15 protein-coding genes are annotated in these 18,568 nt (G+C 67.0%); 10 read left to right on the top strand and 5 right to left on the bottom strand.

Features of this window, described 5'->3' with window-relative positions; genetic code table 11:
• The first annotated feature begins 34 nt into the window (after window positions 1-34).
• From AB0M51_RS04040 to AB0M51_RS04025, 4 genes are read left to right on the top strand one after another with little or no spacing between them, the layout of a single operon-like run.
• Window positions 35-637 carry a heme-copper oxidase subunit III gene (locus AB0M51_RS04040; RefSeq protein WP_344201318.1) on the top strand — a complete coding sequence of 201 codons (603 nt, stop codon included), beginning with the start codon at window positions 35-37 and terminating at the stop codon, window positions 635-637.
• A complete protein-coding gene (locus AB0M51_RS04035) occupies window positions 634-1,500 on the top strand; it encodes a cytochrome c (RefSeq protein ID WP_344201321.1) in 867 nt (288 codons plus the stop codon). Before AB0M51_RS04040 ends, AB0M51_RS04035 begins: the two co-directional genes overlap by 4 nt.
• Window positions 1,497-2,552, top strand: coding sequence for a Rieske 2Fe-2S domain-containing protein (locus tag AB0M51_RS04030; protein ID WP_363748011.1), 1,056 nt, complete (start codon window positions 1,497-1,499; stop codon window positions 2,550-2,552). Before AB0M51_RS04035 ends, AB0M51_RS04030 begins: the two co-directional genes overlap by 4 nt.
• A complete protein-coding gene (locus AB0M51_RS04025) occupies window positions 2,549-4,222 on the top strand; it encodes a cytochrome bc complex cytochrome b subunit (RefSeq protein WP_344201326.1) in 1,674 nt (557 codons plus the stop codon). Before AB0M51_RS04030 ends, AB0M51_RS04025 begins: the two co-directional genes overlap by 4 nt.
• A gap of 56 nt (window positions 4,223-4,278) precedes the next feature.
• On the opposite strand, the gene AB0M51_RS04020 is transcribed toward AB0M51_RS04025, so the two are convergent.
• The gene (locus AB0M51_RS04020; protein ID WP_344201329.1) at window positions 4,279-4,743 is read right to left on the bottom strand and encodes a MarR family transcriptional regulator; all 465 of its coding nucleotides are present in this window, start codon (window positions 4,741-4,743) and stop codon (window positions 4,279-4,281) included.
• 40 nt (window positions 4,744-4,783) lie between these two features.
• Between AB0M51_RS04020 and AB0M51_RS04015 the strand changes: the two genes are divergently transcribed.
• Window positions 4,784-5,605: an alpha/beta fold hydrolase gene (locus AB0M51_RS04015; protein WP_344201332.1), complete on the top strand. Its 822-nt coding sequence runs from the start codon at window positions 4,784-4,786 to the stop codon at window positions 5,603-5,605.
• Window positions 5,606-5,655: 50 nt separating this feature from the next.
• Here the strand turns inward: AB0M51_RS04015 and AB0M51_RS04010 are convergent, their stop codons facing one another.
• The 4 genes from AB0M51_RS04010 to coxB form a co-directional block, all read right to left on the bottom strand.
• Window positions 5,656-6,900, bottom strand: coding sequence for an Ig-like domain-containing protein (locus AB0M51_RS04010; RefSeq protein ID WP_344201334.1), 1,245 nt, complete (start codon window positions 6,898-6,900; stop codon window positions 5,656-5,658).
• A 195-nt stretch (window positions 6,901-7,095) separates the two neighbouring features.
• On the bottom strand, window positions 7,096-7,491 hold the full coding sequence (locus tag AB0M51_RS04005; protein ID WP_344201337.1) for a cytochrome c oxidase subunit 4: 396 nt from the start codon (window positions 7,489-7,491) through the stop codon (window positions 7,096-7,098).
• Window positions 7,488-9,173 (bottom strand): cytochrome c oxidase subunit I, encoded by a 1,686-nt coding sequence (gene ctaD, locus AB0M51_RS04000; protein ID WP_344201710.1) that lies wholly within the window; start codon window positions 9,171-9,173, stop codon window positions 7,488-7,490. The genes AB0M51_RS04005 and ctaD overlap by 4 nt, the downstream gene beginning before the upstream one ends.
• Window positions 9,174-9,244: 71 nt before the next feature.
• Window positions 9,245-10,132 carry a cytochrome c oxidase subunit II gene (coxB, locus tag AB0M51_RS03995; RefSeq protein ID WP_344201339.1) on the bottom strand — a complete coding sequence of 296 codons (888 nt, stop codon included), beginning with the start codon at window positions 10,130-10,132 and terminating at the stop codon, window positions 9,245-9,247.
• A gap of 94 nt (window positions 10,133-10,226) precedes the next feature.
• Between coxB and AB0M51_RS03990 the strand changes: the two genes are divergently transcribed.
• The 5 genes from AB0M51_RS03990 to pulA all read left to right on the top strand — a co-directional run bounded on the left by AB0M51_RS03990 (window position 10,227) and on the right by pulA (window position 18,565).
• On the top strand, window positions 10,227-11,342 hold the full coding sequence (locus AB0M51_RS03990) for an aminotransferase class V-fold PLP-dependent enzyme (RefSeq protein WP_344201342.1): 1,116 nt from the start codon (window positions 10,227-10,229) through the stop codon (window positions 11,340-11,342).
• On the top strand, window positions 11,339-11,551 hold the full coding sequence (locus AB0M51_RS03985; RefSeq protein WP_344201345.1) for a sulfurtransferase TusA family protein: 213 nt from the start codon (window positions 11,339-11,341) through the stop codon (window positions 11,549-11,551). Before AB0M51_RS03990 ends, AB0M51_RS03985 begins: the two co-directional genes overlap by 4 nt.
• Before the next feature lie 13 nt (window positions 11,552-11,564).
• Window positions 11,565-12,119, top strand: a complete 555-nt coding sequence (locus AB0M51_RS03980; protein ID WP_344201348.1) for a GNAT family protein — start codon at window positions 11,565-11,567, stop codon at window positions 12,117-12,119.
• Window positions 12,116-12,850 (top strand): Sir2 family NAD-dependent protein deacetylase, encoded by a 735-nt coding sequence (locus AB0M51_RS03975; RefSeq protein WP_344201350.1) that lies wholly within the window; start codon window positions 12,116-12,118, stop codon window positions 12,848-12,850. The genes AB0M51_RS03980 and AB0M51_RS03975 overlap by 4 nt, the downstream gene beginning before the upstream one ends.
• Before the next feature lie 72 nt (window positions 12,851-12,922).
• Window positions 12,923-18,565 carry a pullulanase-type alpha-1,6-glucosidase gene (pulA, locus tag AB0M51_RS03970; protein WP_344201353.1) on the top strand — a complete coding sequence of 1,881 codons (5,643 nt, stop codon included), beginning with the start codon at window positions 12,923-12,925 and terminating at the stop codon, window positions 18,563-18,565.
• The last annotated feature ends 3 nt before the right edge of the window (window positions 18,566-18,568 follow it).

Genomic DNA, 18,568 nt, shown 5'->3' with positions numbered 1-18,568 from the left:
GTCTCGTGAACACGGTCATGCCGACCGTCCCAGCATGGTCAGTGTCGGCACGATCGTCTGGCTCTCGAGCGAACTGATGTTCTTCGCCGCCCTGTTCGCGGCGTACTTCACCATCCGGTCGGTGACGACCGCCGCCGCCGCTCCCGGAACGGACACGCTCTGGAAGCTGATGACCGAGCACCTGGACGTCCCGTTCGCCGCGGTGAACACGACGATCCTGGTGCTCTCGTCGTTCACCTGCCAGTTCGGCGTCTTCGCGGCCGAGCACGGCCGGGTCGGCCGCACCGGCTCGCTGCTGAGCGTCCGCACCTGGGGCATGCGTGAGTGGTTCATCCTCACCTACCTCATGGGCGCGGTGTTCGTCGCCGGTCAGGTGACGGAGTACACCGGGCTGGTGCAGGAGGGCCTGACGATCTCGTCCAACGCGTACGGATCGGTGTTCTACCTGGCGACCGGATTCCACGCCCTGCACGTGACCGGCGGCCTCATCGCCTTCATGTTCGTCCTGGCCAGGACGTACATGGCTCGTAAGTTCACCCACGAACAGGCCGTCTCGGCGATCGTCGTGTCGTACTACTGGCACTTCGTCGACGTGGTCTGGATCGCCCTGTTCGCGACCATCTACCTGCTCAAATGAGTGAGAAGAGAAATCCCTTGTCACCGGCGCGCTTTCTCTCCGCGCGACGACGGCACCGGTCCGCCGGCCTCGTCGTGCTCCTGTTCGGCCTCCTGGCAGTGGGTTCGGCGTACGCCGCCTTCGCCCCTGGCAACGCGGAGGCGGACAACTCGGCCCAGTCGCAGCAGATCGAGGAGGGCAAGAAGCTCTTCGCGGTCGGCTGCGCCAGCTGCCACGGTCTCAACGCCGAGGGCGGTACGAACGGTGGGGGCAAGTTCACCGCGCCCTCGCTGATCGGCGTCGGCGCGGCCGCCGTCGACTTCCAGGTCGGCACCGGCCGGATGCCCGCCATGCAGCCGGGCGCGCAGATCCCGCGCAAGACGCCGGTCTACTCGCAGGCCGAGATCGAGGCTCTGGCCGCGTACGTCGCCTCGCTGGCCCCCGGCCCGGCGGTGCCGTCCGCGGACTCGTACGACGTGAGCAAGGCCACCGACGAGCAGGTGACCCGGGGCGGCGAGCTGTTCCGCACCAACTGCACCGCGTGCCACAACTTCGCCGGCCGCGGCGGCGCACTGCCGAACGGCAAGTACGCGCCGTCGCTGATGGGCGTCAGTGAGAAGCACATCTACGAAGCCATGCTGACCGGCCCGCAGCAGATGCCGGTCTTCTCCGACCAGGTCATGCAGCCGCAGGACAAGCAGGACATCATCGCCTACCTGAAGGCACTGCAGAACCAGAAGGACCCGGGCGGCTTCGGCCTCGGCCGGCTCGGCCCGGTCTCCGAGGGCCTGTGGGGCTGGTTCGTCGGGATCGGCCTGCTGGTCGGCGTAGCGGTCTGGATCGGCGCCAAGGGCGTCAAGGCCAAGGGAGCGAAGGCCAAGTGAGCGACGAGAAGAAGCTTCCGGTCAAGGCGGAAGAGGAGCACCACGGGTCCGCCCTCGAGGTTGCGGAGCCGATCCCGGACCCCGGCATGGAGCCGCACGAGCCGCGGATCACCGACATCGACCCGAAGGCCGCCGACCGCGTCGAGCGTCAGGTGTCGGCGATGTTCGGCATCGCGACGCTGCTGGTGCTGGGCGCCTGCGTGGCGTACTTCGCGATCCCGCGGGACTCGATCCTCGAGTTCGGCCCGCTGTCCGGCAACGCGAACAACATGGTCATCGGCCTGTGCATCGGCCTCGCGCTGTTCCTGATCGGGGCGGGCGCGATCCAGTGGGCCAAGAAGCTGATGGTCGACGAGGAGATCGCCGAGGACCGGCACGCCGCGCACTCGTCGCCGGAGCAGATCGCCGAGATCACCGAGGCGTTCAAGCAGGGCGCCGCGGAGTCCGGCTTCGGCCGCCGCAAGATGATCCGGAACTCGCTGATCGGCGCCCTCGGCGTCCTCGGCCTGCCGGCCATCGTGCTGCTCCGCGACCTCGGCCCGCTGCCCGGCCGGGCGCTGTACAACACGATCTGGGCGAAGGGCATCCGGGTCGTCAACGACGTCACGAACCGCCCGATCAAGCCGTCCGACCTGGTCGTCGGCCAGCTGGTCAACGGCGCGCCGGCCAACCTGGCTCCGATGCAGGAGGAGGACCCGGTCGCCTACCAGAACGCCCGGGCGAAGGCCGCGGTGATCATGGTCCGGATCAAGCCCAGCGAGATCCGCACCAGGCCGGGGCGGGAGAACTGGGGCATCGACGGGATCCTCTGCTACTCGAAGATCTGCACCCACGTCGGCTGCCCGATCTCGCTGTACGAGCAGACCACGCACCACGTGCTCTGCCCCTGCCACCAGTCGACCTTCGACCTGTCCGACGGGGCGAAGGTCGTCTTCGGCCCTGCGGCCCGGCCACTGCCTCAGCTACCGTTGGCGTTGGACAGTGAGGGCTACCTGGTAGCGCAGAGCGGCTTCACCGAGCCGGTCGGCCCGAGCTTCTTCGAACGAGGGTGACAACAGTGTCAACAAGCACAGAGTTCCCCGGACCGGTCAAATGGTTCGACGATCGCCTCGGCATCGCGAAGATCGGGAAGAAGAACCTGCGGAAGGTCTTCCCGGACCACTGGTCCTTCATGCTGGGCGAGATCGCGCTCTACAGCTTCATCATCCTGCTGCTGACCGGCACGTTCCTGACCTTCTGGTTCAAGCCGTCGATGGCCGAGGTCACGTACAACGGCTCGTACAGCCTGCTCAAGGGCGTGCACATGTCGGAAGCGTACGCCTCCACGCTGAACCTCAGCTTCGACATCCGCGGCGGCCTGCTGATCCGGCAGATCCACCACTGGGCGGCCGTGCTGTTCATCGCCGCGATGATGGTGCACCTGCTCCGGATGTTCTTCACCGGCGCGTTCCGCAAGCCGCGTGAGCTGAACTGGCTGATCGGCTTCGGGATGCTGTTCCTCGGCATCATCGAGGGCTTCATCGGCTACGGCCTCCCGGACGACCTGCTGTCCGGTACCGGTCTGCGGATCACGAACGGCATGATCCAGGCGTCGCCGGTGGTCGGCACGTACATGAACTTCTTCATCTTCGGCGGTGAGTTCCCCGGCGGCGACTTCGTCTCCCGGTTCTTCATCGTGCACGTGCTGCTGATCCCGGGCATCATCCTCGCCCTGGTCACGGCGCACCTGTTCCTGGTCGTGTACCACAAACACACCCAGTACGCCGGTCCCGGCCGGACGCAGAAGAACGTGGTCGGGTACCCGCTGTTCCCGGTGTACACGGCCAAGGCCGGCGGCTTCTTCTTCGTGGTCTTCGGTGTCACCGCGCTGATGGGCGCACTGATGCAGATCAACCCGGTCTGGCTGTACGGACCGTACGACCCCGCCGCGGTGACCGCCGGCTCCCAGCCGGACTGGTACATGGGCTGGCTCGAAGGCTCGGTGCGTATCTTCCCCGGATTCGAGTCCCACTTCTGGGGCATCACCCTCAGCTGGAACCTGATCATCCCCGCACTGATCGTGCCACCAGCCTTCGTCACCCTGGTCGCGCTCTACCCCTTCATCGAAGGCTGGATTACCGGGGACAAGCGTGAGCACCACCTGCTGGACCGGCCGCGAGACGTGCCGACCCGGACCGGTATCGGCGTCGCGTTCATCACGTTCTACGCGATGCTGTGGATCGGCGGTGGTAACGACCTGATCGCCACCCACTTCCACATCTCGCTGAACAGCGTGACCTGGTTCCTGCGGTTCGCCGTGATCCTCGGCCCGATCCTGGGCTTCTGGATCGCCCGCCGCTGGGCGATCTCCCTGCAGCGCGCCGACCACGAACGGCTGCTGCACGGCCTGGAAACCGGCGTCATCATGCGCGACGCCGACGGCAAGTACACCGAGAAGCACCAGCCGATCTCGACGTACGAGGCCTACTCGCTCACCGCACGGGATCGCCTCGTGCCTCACGAGATCGGCCCCGAGACCGACGACAACGGCGTTCGCGCCCCGCGCCGGGCCCTGAACAAGGCCCGCGCCGCCCTGTCCCGGTTCTACTTCGCCGACGCGGTCCAGAAGCCGACCGCCCAGGAGATCGCGGAGGCGCACGAGCACGCTCACGACGCCGACGAGATCCACGAACTGACGGAGGACACGGAGACCTACCGCGAGGTCACCAGCGACCACTCCTGACGTCTGAAGCACCACCCAAAAGGCCCCGGGCACTCGCCCGGGGCCTTTTGCGTGGCTCAGCCGATGGCCTCGCTCATCGCGGTCAGCCAGCGCTTCAGCGTCTCCTGCTCAGTTGGACTCAGCTGGGCTGTCTCAGCTGTCATTCGGTTGAGGAGGGGGCCGAAGAAGTGCCAGCCGAGTTCTACGGCGCTGTCGGAGACCTGCAGGTGGGTGCTGCGGCCGTCTGAGCGGCTTCTGAGGCGTTCTACGTGGCCGGCGGCCTCCAGGCGGTGGATGACCGCGGTTGTCGCCTGAGAGGTCATTCCCAGCTGCTGGGCGAGCCAACCCGGTGTTGCGTCCACTCCGGCGCGTTCGGCGTCCAGGAGGCGGACCAGCGCCCGTACGTCGGTCCCGTGCAGTCCCGTCGTCCGAGCGAACTCCCCGATCGCCAGCTCCAGCTTGAGCGCGACCTCGCGCAGGCGGTGCACCACCTCCAGCGCAGCGGCCCGCTCGGGGTCCGCCGGCATCACTCCTTCACGCATGCCCGCAATTTACCTCACTCAGTGAGCTATTCTCGGCAGCATGAGCTTCCAGGCCGCGTACGACGCACTCCTCGCCCGCTGGAACGTCCCGGTCGAGCAGATCGAGCTGACCGACGAGTTCGGTACGACGCACGTGAACGCGTGCGGTCCCGCGGACGGCCCGCCCGTCGTACTGCTGCCGGGCCACGGAGCGACCTCGCCGGTGTGGTTCACCGTCGCACCGGAGCTCGCGAAGGACCATCGGGTGTACGCCGTCGACCTGATCGTCGACGCCGGCCGCAGCGCCAACACCGGCCGGAGACCGCGCACGCCCGACGACCTGCACAGCTGGCTGACCAACGTGCTCGACGGACTCGGGATCGAGCGCGCCGCGCTGTGCGGGCACTCGTACGGCTCCTGGATCGCACTCACCTACGCGATCGCCCAGCCGTACCGGGTCGACCGTCTCGCACTGCTCGACCCCACCGACTGCTACCTCGGGCTGCGCATCCCGTACGTCCTCCGAGCGCTACCCGCTCTCGTACGGCCCTCACGGGCCCGCAGCGCCGCGTTCTTGCGCTGGGAGACCCAGGGGCTCCCGCTGGATCCTCAAGTCCTGGAACTGGCCGGTCTCGCCGCCGAGCAGCCGTCGACACCGTTCGTCCGCACCAAACGCCCCACGGACGACCAGCTGGGTGCGGTCGCTCCCCTGGTGTTCGTCGCCACGCGTAGCAGGAGCCAGGACGCCGCCCGGCTGACCCAGCGCATCACCACGCTCAGCCCCGGCGCGATCGTCGTACCGCTCGACACCGCGACCCACCACTCGCTCCCGTCACTGCACGCGGACGAGGTCGTCCCCGAGCTGCAGAAGTACTTCAACTGAAAAGCCCCCTTCCCGCCGGCAGGCAGGAAGGGGGCTTGTAGTTCAGAGGGTCAGGACAGGGCCGAGCCGGCCTTGTAGGCGGCCCAGGTGGTGTTCCAGTCGGTCCAGCCGTTGCCGGGCTCCATGGTGCGGCTGGTGCCGGTCACGGTCACCGGGTCGCCGATCAGGGTCTGGCCGAAGTACCACTGGGCGTCCTTGAGGCTCATGCCGACACAGCCGTGGCTGACGTTGACACTGCCCTGGCTGCCGACGGACCACGGCGCGCCGTGGATGAACTCACCCGAGCTGGTGACGCGCTGCGCCCACTTCACGTCCGGGATGTTGTAGTAGTTCGGGTCGCCGGGCTTGATGCCGACGGTCGCCGCGTCCATCCGCTTGGTCGTGAACTTCTCCATGATCACCTTCACGCCGCTGCGGGTGGTGAACCCGTCCTTGCCGGCGGTGATCGGGATCGTGCGAGCCAGCTTGCCGTTGATCGTGACGGTCATCACGTGCTTCTTCACGTCGACGTGACTGACCACGGACTTGCCGATCGTGAACTTGATCGACCGGCTGCTCGTGCCCCAGGTGTTGTTCCCGGCGTTCACGCCCTGGGTGTCGACGTTCACCGTCACCTTCGTGCCGGTAGGCCAGTAGTTCTTCGGCCGGTAGTTGACCTGCTTGCTGTTCACCCAGTGCCAGCTGCCGTCGACCGGGACCGAGGTCTTGACCGAGAGCCGCTTCTCGACCGCGGCGCGGTTCTTGACCGGGTTGTTCCAGTAGATCTGCACCGGGTACGCCACGCCGACGGTGGAGGTGTTCAGCGGCGCGATCGAGGCCTTCAGGCTCCTGGACGCCTTCAGCGTCTTGAACGTCGAGCTGACCGGCACACTGCCGCCGTCGCTGCCCTCCGCCGAGCCGCTCACGGTGTACGACGTGCCCGGCTTGAGCAGGTCGGTCGACGTCCACTGGGTCTTGTCGGCGTTGAAGCTGCCGGCGATCGTGTTGTCGTCGTCGTCCTTGACGGTGACGGCGGTGAGCTTGCCGCCGGTGCTGGTGACCGTGACCGGCTTGTCCGGCTGCACCGAGGTGGCACCCTTGGCGGGCACGACGGCGATACTGGCCGCGTTGCTCTCCGTCGGAGTGCTCGAGGCACCGGGCGTGCTCGAGGCGCCCGGCGTACTGCTCTGCGACGTGGAGGCACTCGGCGTCGACTGCCCGCCGTTGCCGTTGCCGTCGGCCTTCGTGTCGCTGCACGCCGTGCCGATCATCAGCAGGACGCAGATTCCCGCCACAGCAAGGCCGCGCTTCCTCACCGAACCGCTCACCATTCCCCAGCTCTCCCCTGTTTAGTCAAACCGCGGTAAGGGTAACCTGCCGCGGCGACATTTCCCTGCATCGCACGCACCGAACCGGTACGGACCACAACCCTCCGTACCAACAACACTCTTAAGACGCACGAAGACGCCGCCCGGTTCGTTCCCGGACGGCGTTTTTCGTACGACTCTCAACTAGTGAGCGTGGTCCCCGCGGTAGTACTCGAAGATGAAACCGCTCAGCGTGATGATGCCGATACCGACACCGGCGATGAACAGCCACCAACCGAACACGATGCCGAGCACGACCACGGACAGGGTCAGCGCGCACCACAGCGGCCACCAGGAGTGCGGCGGGAAGAACCCGAGCTCGCCGGCTCCGTCGACGACCTCCGCCTCCTTGCGGTCCTCCGGGCGGGCGTCCATCCGGCGCGCCGTCACGCTCAGGTAGAACGCCACCAGCAGCGACAGGAAGAACGTCATCACCAGCGCGGTGGTCCCGGTGGGGTCCTCCGACATCAGCCAGTAGATCGGCGTGACGATCACCAAGAACACACTCAGGATCCCGAAGACCCAGGCTTCGACCTTCACGCCTCGTCCTTCCCCTCGGTCCCGGGCCTGCCGGCCTCCGCGATCGGCTTCTGATCATCGCCGTCGAGCAGGTTGTCCGACCGGGCCGGGTTCACCGGCCGGTCGGCCAGGGCCAGCTCGGCGTGGTGCAGGTCGAACGCGGGCGACTCCGAACGGATCCGCGGCAGCGTCGTGAAGTTGTGCCGCGGCGGCGGGCAGCTGGTCGCCCATTCGAGCGAACGGCCCCAGCCCCACGGGTCGTCGACGCCGACCGGCACCTTCTTGCGCGACTTGTAGACGTTGTAGAAGAACGGCAGCATCGACGCGCCCAGGATGAAGGCCCCGACGCTGGACACCTCGTTCAGCGTGGTGAAGCCCTCGTTCGGGCTGTAGTCGGCGTACCGCCGCGGCATGCCCTCGACACCCAGCCAGTGCTGCACCAGGAACGTCGTGTGGAAGCCGATGAACAGCAGCCAGAAGTGCAGCTTGCCGAGCTTCTCGTCGAGCATCCGGCCGGTGAACTTCGGCCACCAGTAGTAGAACCCGGCGAACATCGCGAACACCACGGTGCCGAAGACGACGTAGTGGAAGTGCGCGACCACGAAGTACGAGTCGGACAGCTGGTAGTCCAGCGCCGGCGAGGCCAGGATGACACCGGTCAGACCGCCGAAGAGGAAGGTCGTCAGGAAGCCGACCGACCAGAGCATCGGCGTGTCGAACGACACCGAGCCGCCCCAGATCGTGCCGATCCAGTTGAAGAACTTCACCCCGGTCGGGACCGCGATCAGGAACGTCATGAACGAGAAGAACGGCAGGTTCACCGCGCCGGTGACGAACATGTGGTGCGCCCACACCGCCACCGAGAGCACCGCGATACCGAGCGTCGCGCTGACCAGGCCGATGTAGCCGAAGACCGGCTTGCGGCTGAAGACCGGCAGGATCTCGGTGACGATGCCGAAGAACGGCAGCGCGATGATATACACCTCGGGATGCCCGAAGAACCAGAACAGGTGTTGCCAGAGTATTGGCCCGCCGTTGGCCGCGTCGAAGACATGGGCCCCGAGTGTTCGATCCGCCTCCAGGACCAGCAGCGCCGCCGCCAGGATCGGGAAGGCGATCAGCACCAGGATCGACGTCACCAGGATGTTCCAGGTGAAGATCGGCATCCGGAACATCGTCATACCCGGTGCCCGCATGGTGATGATCGTGGTGATGAAGTTGACCGCACCCAGGATCGTGCCCAGACCGGCCATCCACAGACCCATGATCCACAGGTCGCCGCCGACACCCGGCGAGCGGACCGCGTTGGACAGCGGCGCGTAGGCGAACCAGCCGAAGTCGGCCGCGCCGCCCGGGGTGAAGAAGCCGCTGATCGTGATCAGGCCGCCGAACAGGAACAGCCAGTAGCTGAACATGTTCAGCCGCGGGAACGCGACGTCCGGGGCACCGATCTGCAGCGGCATGATCTCGTTCGCGAAGCCGACGAACAGCGGCGTCGCGAAGAGCAGCAGCATGATCGTGCCGTGCATCGTGAACAGCTGGTTGTAGACCTCTTCGTTCACGATCTGCAGGCCGGGCTTGGCCAGCTCGGCCCGGATCAGCAGCGCCATCACGCCGCCGACCAGGAAGAACGCGAACGACGTGACCAGGTACATGTGCCCGATCAGCTTGTGGTCGGTCGTGGTCAGGTACTTGACCAGCATCTGGCCCTTGGTGCGCCGCCGGGGCAGCGCGGTGGTGCTACCGATGGCGCCGGTGCGCTCGGCGAACTCGGTCACTTCTCGCCCTCCCCTGAACCGGGAATGGTGGTGGCGTCGGCGCCACCGGTGGCTGCTCCGGTCTGGCCCTTGGCGGCCAGGTCCTTCAGGTGCTGGTCGTACTCCGCGCGGCTGACCACCTTGACGCTGAAAACCATGCGGCTGTGGTAGAGCCCGCAGAGCTCGGCGCACTTACCGGCGAAGGTGCCGGTCTTGGTCGGGGTCAGCTCGAACTTGTTGGTCCGGCCCGGGATCACGTCGAGCTTGAAGTAGAACGACGGTACCCAGAAAGAGTGGATGACGTCCGCCGAGGTCAGGTCGAAGTGGACCGACTCGTTCACCGGCAGCCACAGCGTCGCGGGCTTGTCGAGCGTGCCGGTCTCCCAGACGCCCTGCTGCCCGTCGACGGTGTCCTTGTAGTTGAAGGTCCACTGCCACTGCTGGCCCACCACGTTCACGGTGTGCTGCGGATTGGCGTCCATCCTCGTCACCGTGTTGCCGTGCTCGACGGTGTAGAAGAAGAGCACCCCGATGATCGCGAACGGCGCCAGGGTGTACAGGACTTCGAGCGGCAGGTTGTACCGCACCTGCCGGGGAGCGTCTTCGTTGCGCTTGCGGTACCGCACGCTGACCCAGAGGATCAGGCCCCAGACCATCACGCCGACGATCAGAGCGGCGGTCCAGGCACCGATCCAGAGGCTGCGGATCGCCTCGGTCCGGTCCGATGCGCCCTCGGGCAGACCGAGTCGCTTCCACTGCTCAGTGGTCGCCGACGAACAACCGGTCAGCAGCGTGGTGCCGAGCACCACTGCCGCACCGACCAGCAGGCGTCGCTTCGCCGGACGTGTGGCGCCGGCAGAACCTGCCGGTCGCTCCTCCACTCCGGGCGTGCCGTTCGAACCCACGGGGCGCCTTTCCCTTCCCAAGTGAGACTGACGACCAAACACTACTGGACCCCTTCCCCGATCCTGCGGAGAGGTAGGGCTTAGCGTTTCCCGCGTGAGCGAGCGTACGTATCTGGACGCCGCGTCGGCCGAGCCGATGCACCCCGCCGCGCGCGAGATGTTGCTGTCGGCAGTTGATTCCGGATGGGCCGATCCGGTGCGGCTGCACCACGAGGGCCGGACCGCGAGACTGCTGCTGGACAACGCCCGCGCGGTGCTCGCGGACGCGGTCGGTGTCCGGCCGGACGAGCTCTACCTGACCACCTCCGGTACGGCGGCGATCCGGGACGGGCTGGCCTCCGTACGGGCGGCCAGACGACGGGCAGGTACGTCGGTGGTGCACAGCGCCGTCGAGCACTCCGCCGTACTGCACACAGCCGGTGCGGACGCCGTCGAGGTCGGGGTGGACCGGCTGGGCCGGGTCGACCTGGACGCATTCACAGCGGCGGTACGGCGGCCTGGTGTAGCCGTGGCCGCGCTGCAGTCGGCGAATCACGAGGTGGGGACACGTCAACCCGTCGAGGCCGCGGCAGACGCGTGCGGCGACGTGCCGCTGTTCGTTGACGCGTCCGCTTCGATCGGGCACGACGCCGTGCCGAGCGGGTGGTCGCTGCTGGCGGCAAGTGCGCACAAGTGGGGCGGGCCGGCCGGTGTCGGGCTGCTGGCGGTGCGGAAGGGCACGCGGATCGCGCCGGCGTGGCCGATGGACGAGCGGGAGGACGGCCTCTCCCCTGGCTTTCCGAACGTACCGAACGCGCTGGCCGCGGCGGCAGCGTTACAAGCCAGGCTGGCCGAGGTCACGGAACTGAACGAGCAGCACAGGTCGTGGGTGGACGAAGTACGGCAACGCGTGGCAGCCGACGTACCGGACGTGGAGGTAGTAGGTGACCCGGTGGACCGGTTACCGCACGTACTCACGTTCTCGTGTCTCTACGTAGACGGTGAAGCTCTGGTGACCGCCCTGGACGCGGAAGGCTTCGCTGTCTCCAGTGGCTCCGCCTGTACGTCGAGCACGCTGTGGCCGTCGCACGTACTCGCGGCCATGGGCGTGCTGACCCACGGCAACGTCCGGCTCTCCCTGGCGCGTGACACGACGCATGACGACGTACTGCGCTTCTGCGCGGTGCTGCCGGGCATAGTGCAGCGCATTCGGGCGGAGGTGGGGATGTGAACGTGGACCTGGACTGCACCGGCCTGCTCTGCCCACTCCCCGTGATCAGGCTGGCCAAGATATTGCCGACCGTTGCCGTAGGCGACACCGTCACCGTCTTGGCCGACGACCCGGCCGCGGCAACGGACATCCCTGCTTGGTGCCGGATGCGCTCCCAGGAGCTGGTGTCAGCCGCCCAAAACCAGTACGTCGTGCGGCGGGTCAGCTGACACACTGCGCGACGTGACCGACTTCGCGTACAAGCCGACGCTGACCGGCGACCTGGTGGTCCTGCGACCGATGGACGAGGGCGACTACGACGCGCTGTCCGCCGCCATGGAAGACCCGGACGTGATCCGCTTCACCGGAAGCCACGGTGAGATCACCGAGGAGCGGGCCCGCCAGTGGATGCGGACCCGTAAGGACCAAACAGACCGGCTGGACCTCACGATCATCGACAAGGCGTCCGGGGTGGCCGTCGGCGAGGCCGTACTGAACCTGTGGGACCCGGACAACCAGTCCTGCAGCTTCCGCATCCTGATCGGGCCTGCCGGCCAGAACCGCGGTCTTGGCACCGAGGCGACCCGGCTGATCGTCGGCTACGGCATCGAGGAGCTGGGGCTGCACCGGATCAGCCTGCACGTTTTCGCGTTCAACCCGCGCGCCCAGCGCGCCTACGAGAAGGCAGGCTTCAAGCCAGAGGGCGTACTGCGCGAGGCGTTGCTCTGGGACGGCGAGTGGGTCGACGAGATCGTGATGTCCGTCCTGGCGACCGAGTGGATACCGTCGAGGGTGTGACCGACACTCTCAGGGACGCCGACCGCATCGCCGTACTGACCGGCGCCGGGATCTCGACAGCCTCCGGGATCCCCGACTTCCGCGGGCCTGAGGGCGTGTGGACGAAGAACCCGGCCGCCGAGGCGATGTTCGACATCGAGGAGTACGTCGCCAGCCGGGAGGTGCGGGTGGCGACCTGGAAGCACAGGCTCGCCGTACCGGCCTGGAGGGTCGAGCCGAACCCGGGCCACGTGGCCTTGGTCGAGCTGGAACGCCAGGGCCGGCTGGCCGGGCTGATCACCCAGAACGTCGACGGGCTGCACCAGAAGGCGGGGTCCTCACCGGAACTGGTCCACGAGCTCCACGGGACGGTCTGGTACGTCGACTGCCTCCAGTGCGAGCGCCGGGTCCCGATGGCCGACGTACTCCCCCGGCTCGAGTCCGGGGAGGAGGATCCGGCGTGTGAGGTGTGCGGCGGCATCCTGAAGTCCGCGACGGTCTCTTTCGGCCAGTCGCTCGACAGGGCCGTGCTGGATCGAGCCGTTGCCGCAACCGAGGCAGCGGACCTCTTCCTGGCGGTTGGCACCTCCCTGCAGGTCTACCCGGCCGCGGGGCTGTGCGACCTCGCACTGAACTCCGGCAAGCCCCTGGTCATCCTGAACGCGCAGCCGACGCCGTACGACGAGCACGCGACCACCGTGCTGCATACGCCGATCGAGACAACACTCCCGGAGCTCGTGACCTTACCGTGACCTTCGAGGCCTCCTCACAGTAGGACCTGCCCGCTACCGTCCCCGGCATCAGACGGCGGGGAGGGGTGCTTGATGCGCGGGTTCAGGCGTTGGACGGCAGGTTTCACAGCGGCCGCGGTAGTAGTACTGGGACTGGCTACTCCGACACCGGCGCCGGCGGCCGAGCGGGTGATCACTCTCGCCGGGTCACTACAGAGTGAGCTGGGCTGTGCGGGTGACTGGGACCCCGGCTGCGACGCGACCAGTCTCGGGAGCAGTGCGCCGTACACAAAGGTCTTCGACGTACCGGCGGGGTCCTACGAGTTCAAGGTCGCCGTCAACAAGAGCTGGGACGAGAACTACGGCGCGGGCGGAGTGCTGAACGGGCAGAACATCCCGCTCCGGATCGAAGGCCCGGCGAAGCTGCAATTCAGCTACAACGACACCAGCCACGTCGTAACGATCAAGCCGGTCGACCTGGCTGGTCCTACGGTGACGGCCGCCGACAAGGCGCTCGCGACGCCCAGTCTGCGGCAAGGCCTCACCAAGGAGCGCTTCTACTTCCTGATGGCGGACCGGTTCGCGAACGGCGACAGGTCGAACGACGCCGGCGGCCTCACCGGCGACCGCCTGCAGACCGGGCTCGACCCGACCGACAAAGGCTTCTACCACGGCGGCGACCTGGCCGGTGTGATCCAGAAGCTCGACTACATCAAGTCCTTGGGTACGACGGCCATCTGGCTGACGCCGTCGTTCAAGAACCGCCCGGTGCAGGGCTCGGGCGCGGATGTGAGCGCCGGGTACCACGGGTACTGGATCACGGACTTCACCCGGATCGATCCGCACCTCGGCACGAACGCGGACATGAAGCGGCTGATCGACCTCGCGCACCGCAAGGGCATGAAGGTCTTCTTCGACATCATCACCAACCACACCGCGGACGTGATCGACTACCAGTCCGGCAACCACGGGTACATCCCGAAGTCCACCACGCCGTACAAGGATGCTCAGGGCAACGTCTTCGACGACAGGCAGTACGCGGCCGGCGACACGTTCCCGGCGCTGGACCGGAACACCTCGTTCCCGAACGTGCCGATCTTCCACAGCAAGGCCGACGAGACCGTGAAGGTGCCGGCCTGGCTGAACGACCCGACGCTGTACCACAACCGCGGCGACTCGACCTTCGCCGGCGAGAGTGCGGAGTACGGCGACTTCTCCGGCCTGGACGACCTGTTCACCGAGCAGCCGAAGGTCCGGGACGGGATGATCGACGTCTACAAGACCTGGGCCGAGTTCGGGATCGACGGGTTCCGGATCGACACCGTGAAGCACGTCAACATCGAGTTCTGGCAGAAGTTCTCGCCGGCGATCCTGGCCGCGGCGCGTGGTGCGGGCGCGAAGAACTTCTTCATGTTCGGCGAGGTGTACGACGCGAACCCGCAGTTCATGTCGACGTACACGACCAAGGGCGACCTGCAGGCGACCCTGGACTTCGGGTTCCAGCAGAACGCCGTGGCGTACGCGAAGGGCGACCCGAGTACCAAGCTGCAGGACTTCTACGCGGACGACGACTACTACACCGACACGGACTCGAACGCGTACGAGCTGCCGACGTTCCTCGGCAACCACGACATGGGGCGTGTAGGCACGTTCCTGAAGCAAGGTGGTGCGTCGGGTCAGGATCTGCTCGCCCGGGACGAGCTGGCGCACTCCCTGATGTACCTGACCCGCGGGCAGCCGGTGGTGTACTACGGCGACGAACAGGGCTTCACCGGTGCCGGCGGCGACAAGGACGCCCGGCAGGACATGTTTGCGACCAAGACCGCCGACTATGCGGACGACGAGGTCGTTGACGGCACGGGTACGACGACGATCGGCAGCAAGGACCGGTACGACGTCAACACGCCCATGTACAAGCACATCGCCGCACTGGCGCAGCTACGGGCGAAGTACCCGGCGTTGTCGGACGGCCGTCAGGTGAACAGGTACTCGTCCAACAACAACGGGCTGTATGCGTTCAGCCGGCTGGGCAGCGACAACGTCGAGTACTTGGTGGTGGCGAACAACTCGAAGGCAACGGCGTCCGCGACCGTACCGACGTACGGCCCGAACACGTGGCTCAAGCCGGTCTATGGCGGCTCCCGGTCCATCAAGACCGACCGTGAGGGCCGTGTTGTCGTCAGCCAGGCGCCCTTGTCTGTGACGGTGTACCAGGCGCAGAACAAGGTCCCGCCGCGCGCCAAGGCGCCTGATGTCTACATGAGTTCGCCGGAACTCGGTGCGACAGTCGGTGGGCGTGCTGAGATCGCGGCTGCGGTCCCGGAGAACACACCGGCCACCGTGACCTTCGGCTACCGCCCCGTGGGCACAACGCAGTGGAAGCGGCTCGGCTCCGACGACAACGCGCCGTACCGGGTCTTCCAGGACGTCAGCGGGCTGGACAAGGGCACGCTCCTCGAGTACCGCGCCGTTCTCCGCGACGTCTCGGGCAATTACTCGGTCTCGGACTCGTACGGCGTGGTGGGCGACGCTACAGCGCCAGGAGGTGGCGGCGGCTCTACCGGCCCCGTCGTACAGCCGAACAACGTGTCCGTGCCGGGTGACCACAACAGTGAGATGGGCTGTGCGGCGGACTGGTCACCGGACTGCGACCAGGCGCAGCTGAAGCTGGACCCGAAGGACAACGTGTGGAAGGGCACGTACACCATTCCGGCCGGCGAGCACGCGTACAAGGCTGCCGTCAACAAGAGCTGGGATGAGAACTACGGTGCCGGTGGTGTCGCAAACGGCGCCAACATCTCATACACCGCGCCTAGCGGGCCCGTCACGTTCTACTACGAGCACGGGCGGCACTACGCCACGTCCAGCGCGGAGGGCCCGATCATCACGGCGCCTGGCTCGTTCCAGACCGCGTTGGGCTGCCCGACCGACTGGGACCCGTCCTGCATGCGACCCTGGTTGACCGACGAGGACGGCGACGGGACCTACACCTGGTCCACGAGCGAGTTGAAGGCGGGCAACTATGAGGCGAAGGTCGCACACAACCTGTCCTGGGACGAGAGCTACCCGGCTCAGAACGTCCCGGTCTCGGTACCGAGCGACGGACTCGTCGTCACGTTCTCGTACGTGCTGGCAACCCACCAGTTCACGGTGACGACGTCCAAGCCCGGTGCACAGCCGGACCTCAGCCAGGCGAAGGCGTACTGGCTCAACCGCGACACACTCGCCGTACCTGCCGGTGACCACCCGGAGCGGTACCGCTGGCGGCTGCATTGGTCGGACAGCGGTGCTCTGAAGGTGGACGCGGACGACATCGGCGGCTCGTCGGCGGCATTGCGGTACGACCCGACCGAGGTCAAACCCGGCTACACCACGCTGCGCCTGGACCGCGCTGACGTCGGCAAGATCCTGACTGGCCAGCTCGGTCTGGCGCAGTACGACGACACAGGCCGTCTGCTGGATGCCACTGGCGTGCAGATCCCCGGTGTACTCGACGATGTGTACGGCAGTGCGGTCAACCGCTCCTACGGCGTCACATGGCAAGCAGGCAAACCCACCTTCACCGTCTGGGCTCCCACAGCCCAAAACGTCCGCCTACTGGTCGGCTCCGATGCTGTAGCCATGCACCGGAACCCGGATGGTTCCTGGATCGTCACAGGGCCCCGATCGTGGAAGAACGCTTCGTACCGCTTTGAGGTGACGGTCTTTGCGCCCAGTACGGGAAAGGTGGAGAAGAACGTTGTCACCGACCCGTACTCGGTGGCGTTGACGACCGACTCGACGTACTCGGTGGCGGCGGACCTCAACGACGTGGCGGGCAAGCCGGCGCTCTGGACAACCACACCGTCGCCGAAGCTCGCCCGCGGGGTCGACTCGACGATCTACGAGCTGCACGTGCGGGACTTCTCCATCAACGACAGCACCGTGCCCGCAGCACACCGCGGTACGTACCTGGCGTTTGCGGACAACGGCAACGGTACGAAGCACCTGCGGTCGCTGGCCGCGGCAGGGCTGAACACGGTGCACCTACTGCCCACTTTCGACATCGCCTCGATCCCCGAGACCAACCAGCAGACCCCTGCCTGCGACCTGAAGTCCATGCCGGCCGACTCCGACCAGCAGCAGGCCTGTGTGACTGCCGTGGCAGCCAAGGACGGCTTCAACTGGGGTTACGACCCGTACCACTGGCTGGCGCCGGAAGGGTCCTACGCAACGCAGAAGGACGGCCTGCCGCGGGTAGCGGAGTTCCGCACGATGGTCGGCGCGTTGCACAAGTCCGGGCTCCGCGTCGTACTCGACCAGGTCTACAACCACACTCCGGCCGCGGGTGAAGCACCGACGTCGGTGCTCGACCAGATCGTGCCCGGCTACTACCAGCGGCTGGACGCGACCGGCAAGGTCGAGAACTCGACCTGCTGCAGCAACATCGCCACCGAGCACGCCATGGCCGAGAAGATCATGGTCGACGGCACGGTGAGCTGGGCGCGCAACTACCACGTGGACGGCTTCCGCTACGACCTGATGGGCCACCACACCAAGGCGAACATGCTGAAGATCCGCGCCGCGCTGGACAAGTTGACGCTCGCGAAGGACGGCGTCGACGGCCGGTCGATCTACCTCTACGGCGAGGGCTGGAACTTCGGCGAGGTCGCGAACGACGCACTGTTCGTCCAGGCCCGGCAGGGCAACCTCGGCGGCACCGGGATCGGCACGTTCTCCGACCGGCTGCGGGACGCGGTCCGCGGCGGCGGCCCGTTCGACGACGACCCGCGGATCCAGGGCTTCGGTTCCGGCGAGGCGAGCGACCCGAACGGTGCGGCCGTCAACGGTACGCCGGCCGATCGCGCCAAGCGGCTCGCGCACGACACGGACCTCGTACAGCTCGGCCTGGCCGGGAACCTGCGGTCGTTCACCTTCAAGTCGGTAGCGTCGGGGTCGGAGGTCCGCGGCGACCAGATCGACTACAACGGATCGCCTGCCGGGTACGCCGACCAGCCGGACGAAGTGGTGACGTACGTCGATGCCCACGACAACGAAACCCTGTGGGACACGCTGACGTACAAGCTGCCCACGGACCTGCCGATGCCGGACCGGATCCGGATGAACACGTTGTCGCTGGCGACGACCGCGCTGGCGCAGACGCCGTCGTTCTGGCACGCCGGCGCGGACCTGCTGCGGAGCAAGTCACTGGACCGCAACTCGTACGACTCCGGCGACTGGTTCAACACGCTGGACTGGACCGGCGCGGACAACGGGTTCGGACACGGCCTGCCGCCGAAGGCCGACAACGAGGCCAAGTGGCCGTTCATGAAGCCGCTCCTGGCGAACCCTGCGCTGAAGCCGACGGCGGCCGACGTGGCGACGGCTTCCGCGGCCGCTGACGATCTGCTGAAGCTGCGGTTCTCCACTCCCCTGTTCCGGCTGGGGTCCGCGGCGCTGATCAACCAGAAGCTGAGCTTCCCGGTCAGCGGTACGACGCCTGGGGTGATCACCATGCGGATCGACGACACGGTCGGCCCCGACCTGGACCCGGCGCTGAAGGGCGTCGTGGTCGTGTTCAACTCCACCAACGCCGCTGTCACCCAGCAGATCCCGGGCCTGAGCGGCGCCAACCTGAGCCTGTCCCCCGTCCAAGCCTCCGGGTCCGACCAAGTGGTCAAGCGGACCACCTGGTCGTCCGGCACCGGCACGGCGACCGTGCCGCCGCGGACTGTCGCCGTACTGGTCCAGCACTAGTGC

The sequence above is a fragment of the Kribbella sp. NPDC051137 genome, assembly GCF_040682535.1.
Lineage (GTDB): Bacteria > Actinomycetota > Actinomycetes > Propionibacteriales > Kribbellaceae > Kribbella > Kribbella karoonensis.
The sequence above is the reverse complement of the archived record's forward strand: the minus strand, read 5'-3'. Positions and strand labels throughout refer to the sequence as shown.

Excerpts from the sequence above, each read along its gene's own strand:
- AB0M51_RS04040 (WP_344201318.1), top strand. The coding sequence starts at position 35 with ATGGTCAGTGTCGGCACGATCGTCTGGCTCTCGAGCGAACTGATGTTC.
- AB0M51_RS04035 (WP_344201321.1), top strand. The coding sequence starts at position 634 with ATGAGTGAGAAGAGAAATCCCTTGTCACCGGCGCGCTTTCTCTCCGCG.
- AB0M51_RS04020 (WP_344201329.1), bottom strand. The coding sequence starts at position 4,743 with ATGCGTGAAGGAGTGATGCCGGCGGACCCCGAGCGGGCCGCTGCGCTG.
- AB0M51_RS04015 (WP_344201332.1), top strand. The coding sequence starts at position 4,784 with ATGAGCTTCCAGGCCGCGTACGACGCACTCCTCGCCCGCTGGAACGTC.
- ctaD (WP_344201710.1), bottom strand. The coding sequence starts at position 9,173 with ATGCTGGTCAAGTACCTGACCACGACCGACCACAAGCTGATCGGGCAC.
- pulA (WP_344201353.1), top strand. The coding sequence starts at position 12,923 with ATGCGCGGGTTCAGGCGTTGGACGGCAGGTTTCACAGCGGCCGCGGTA.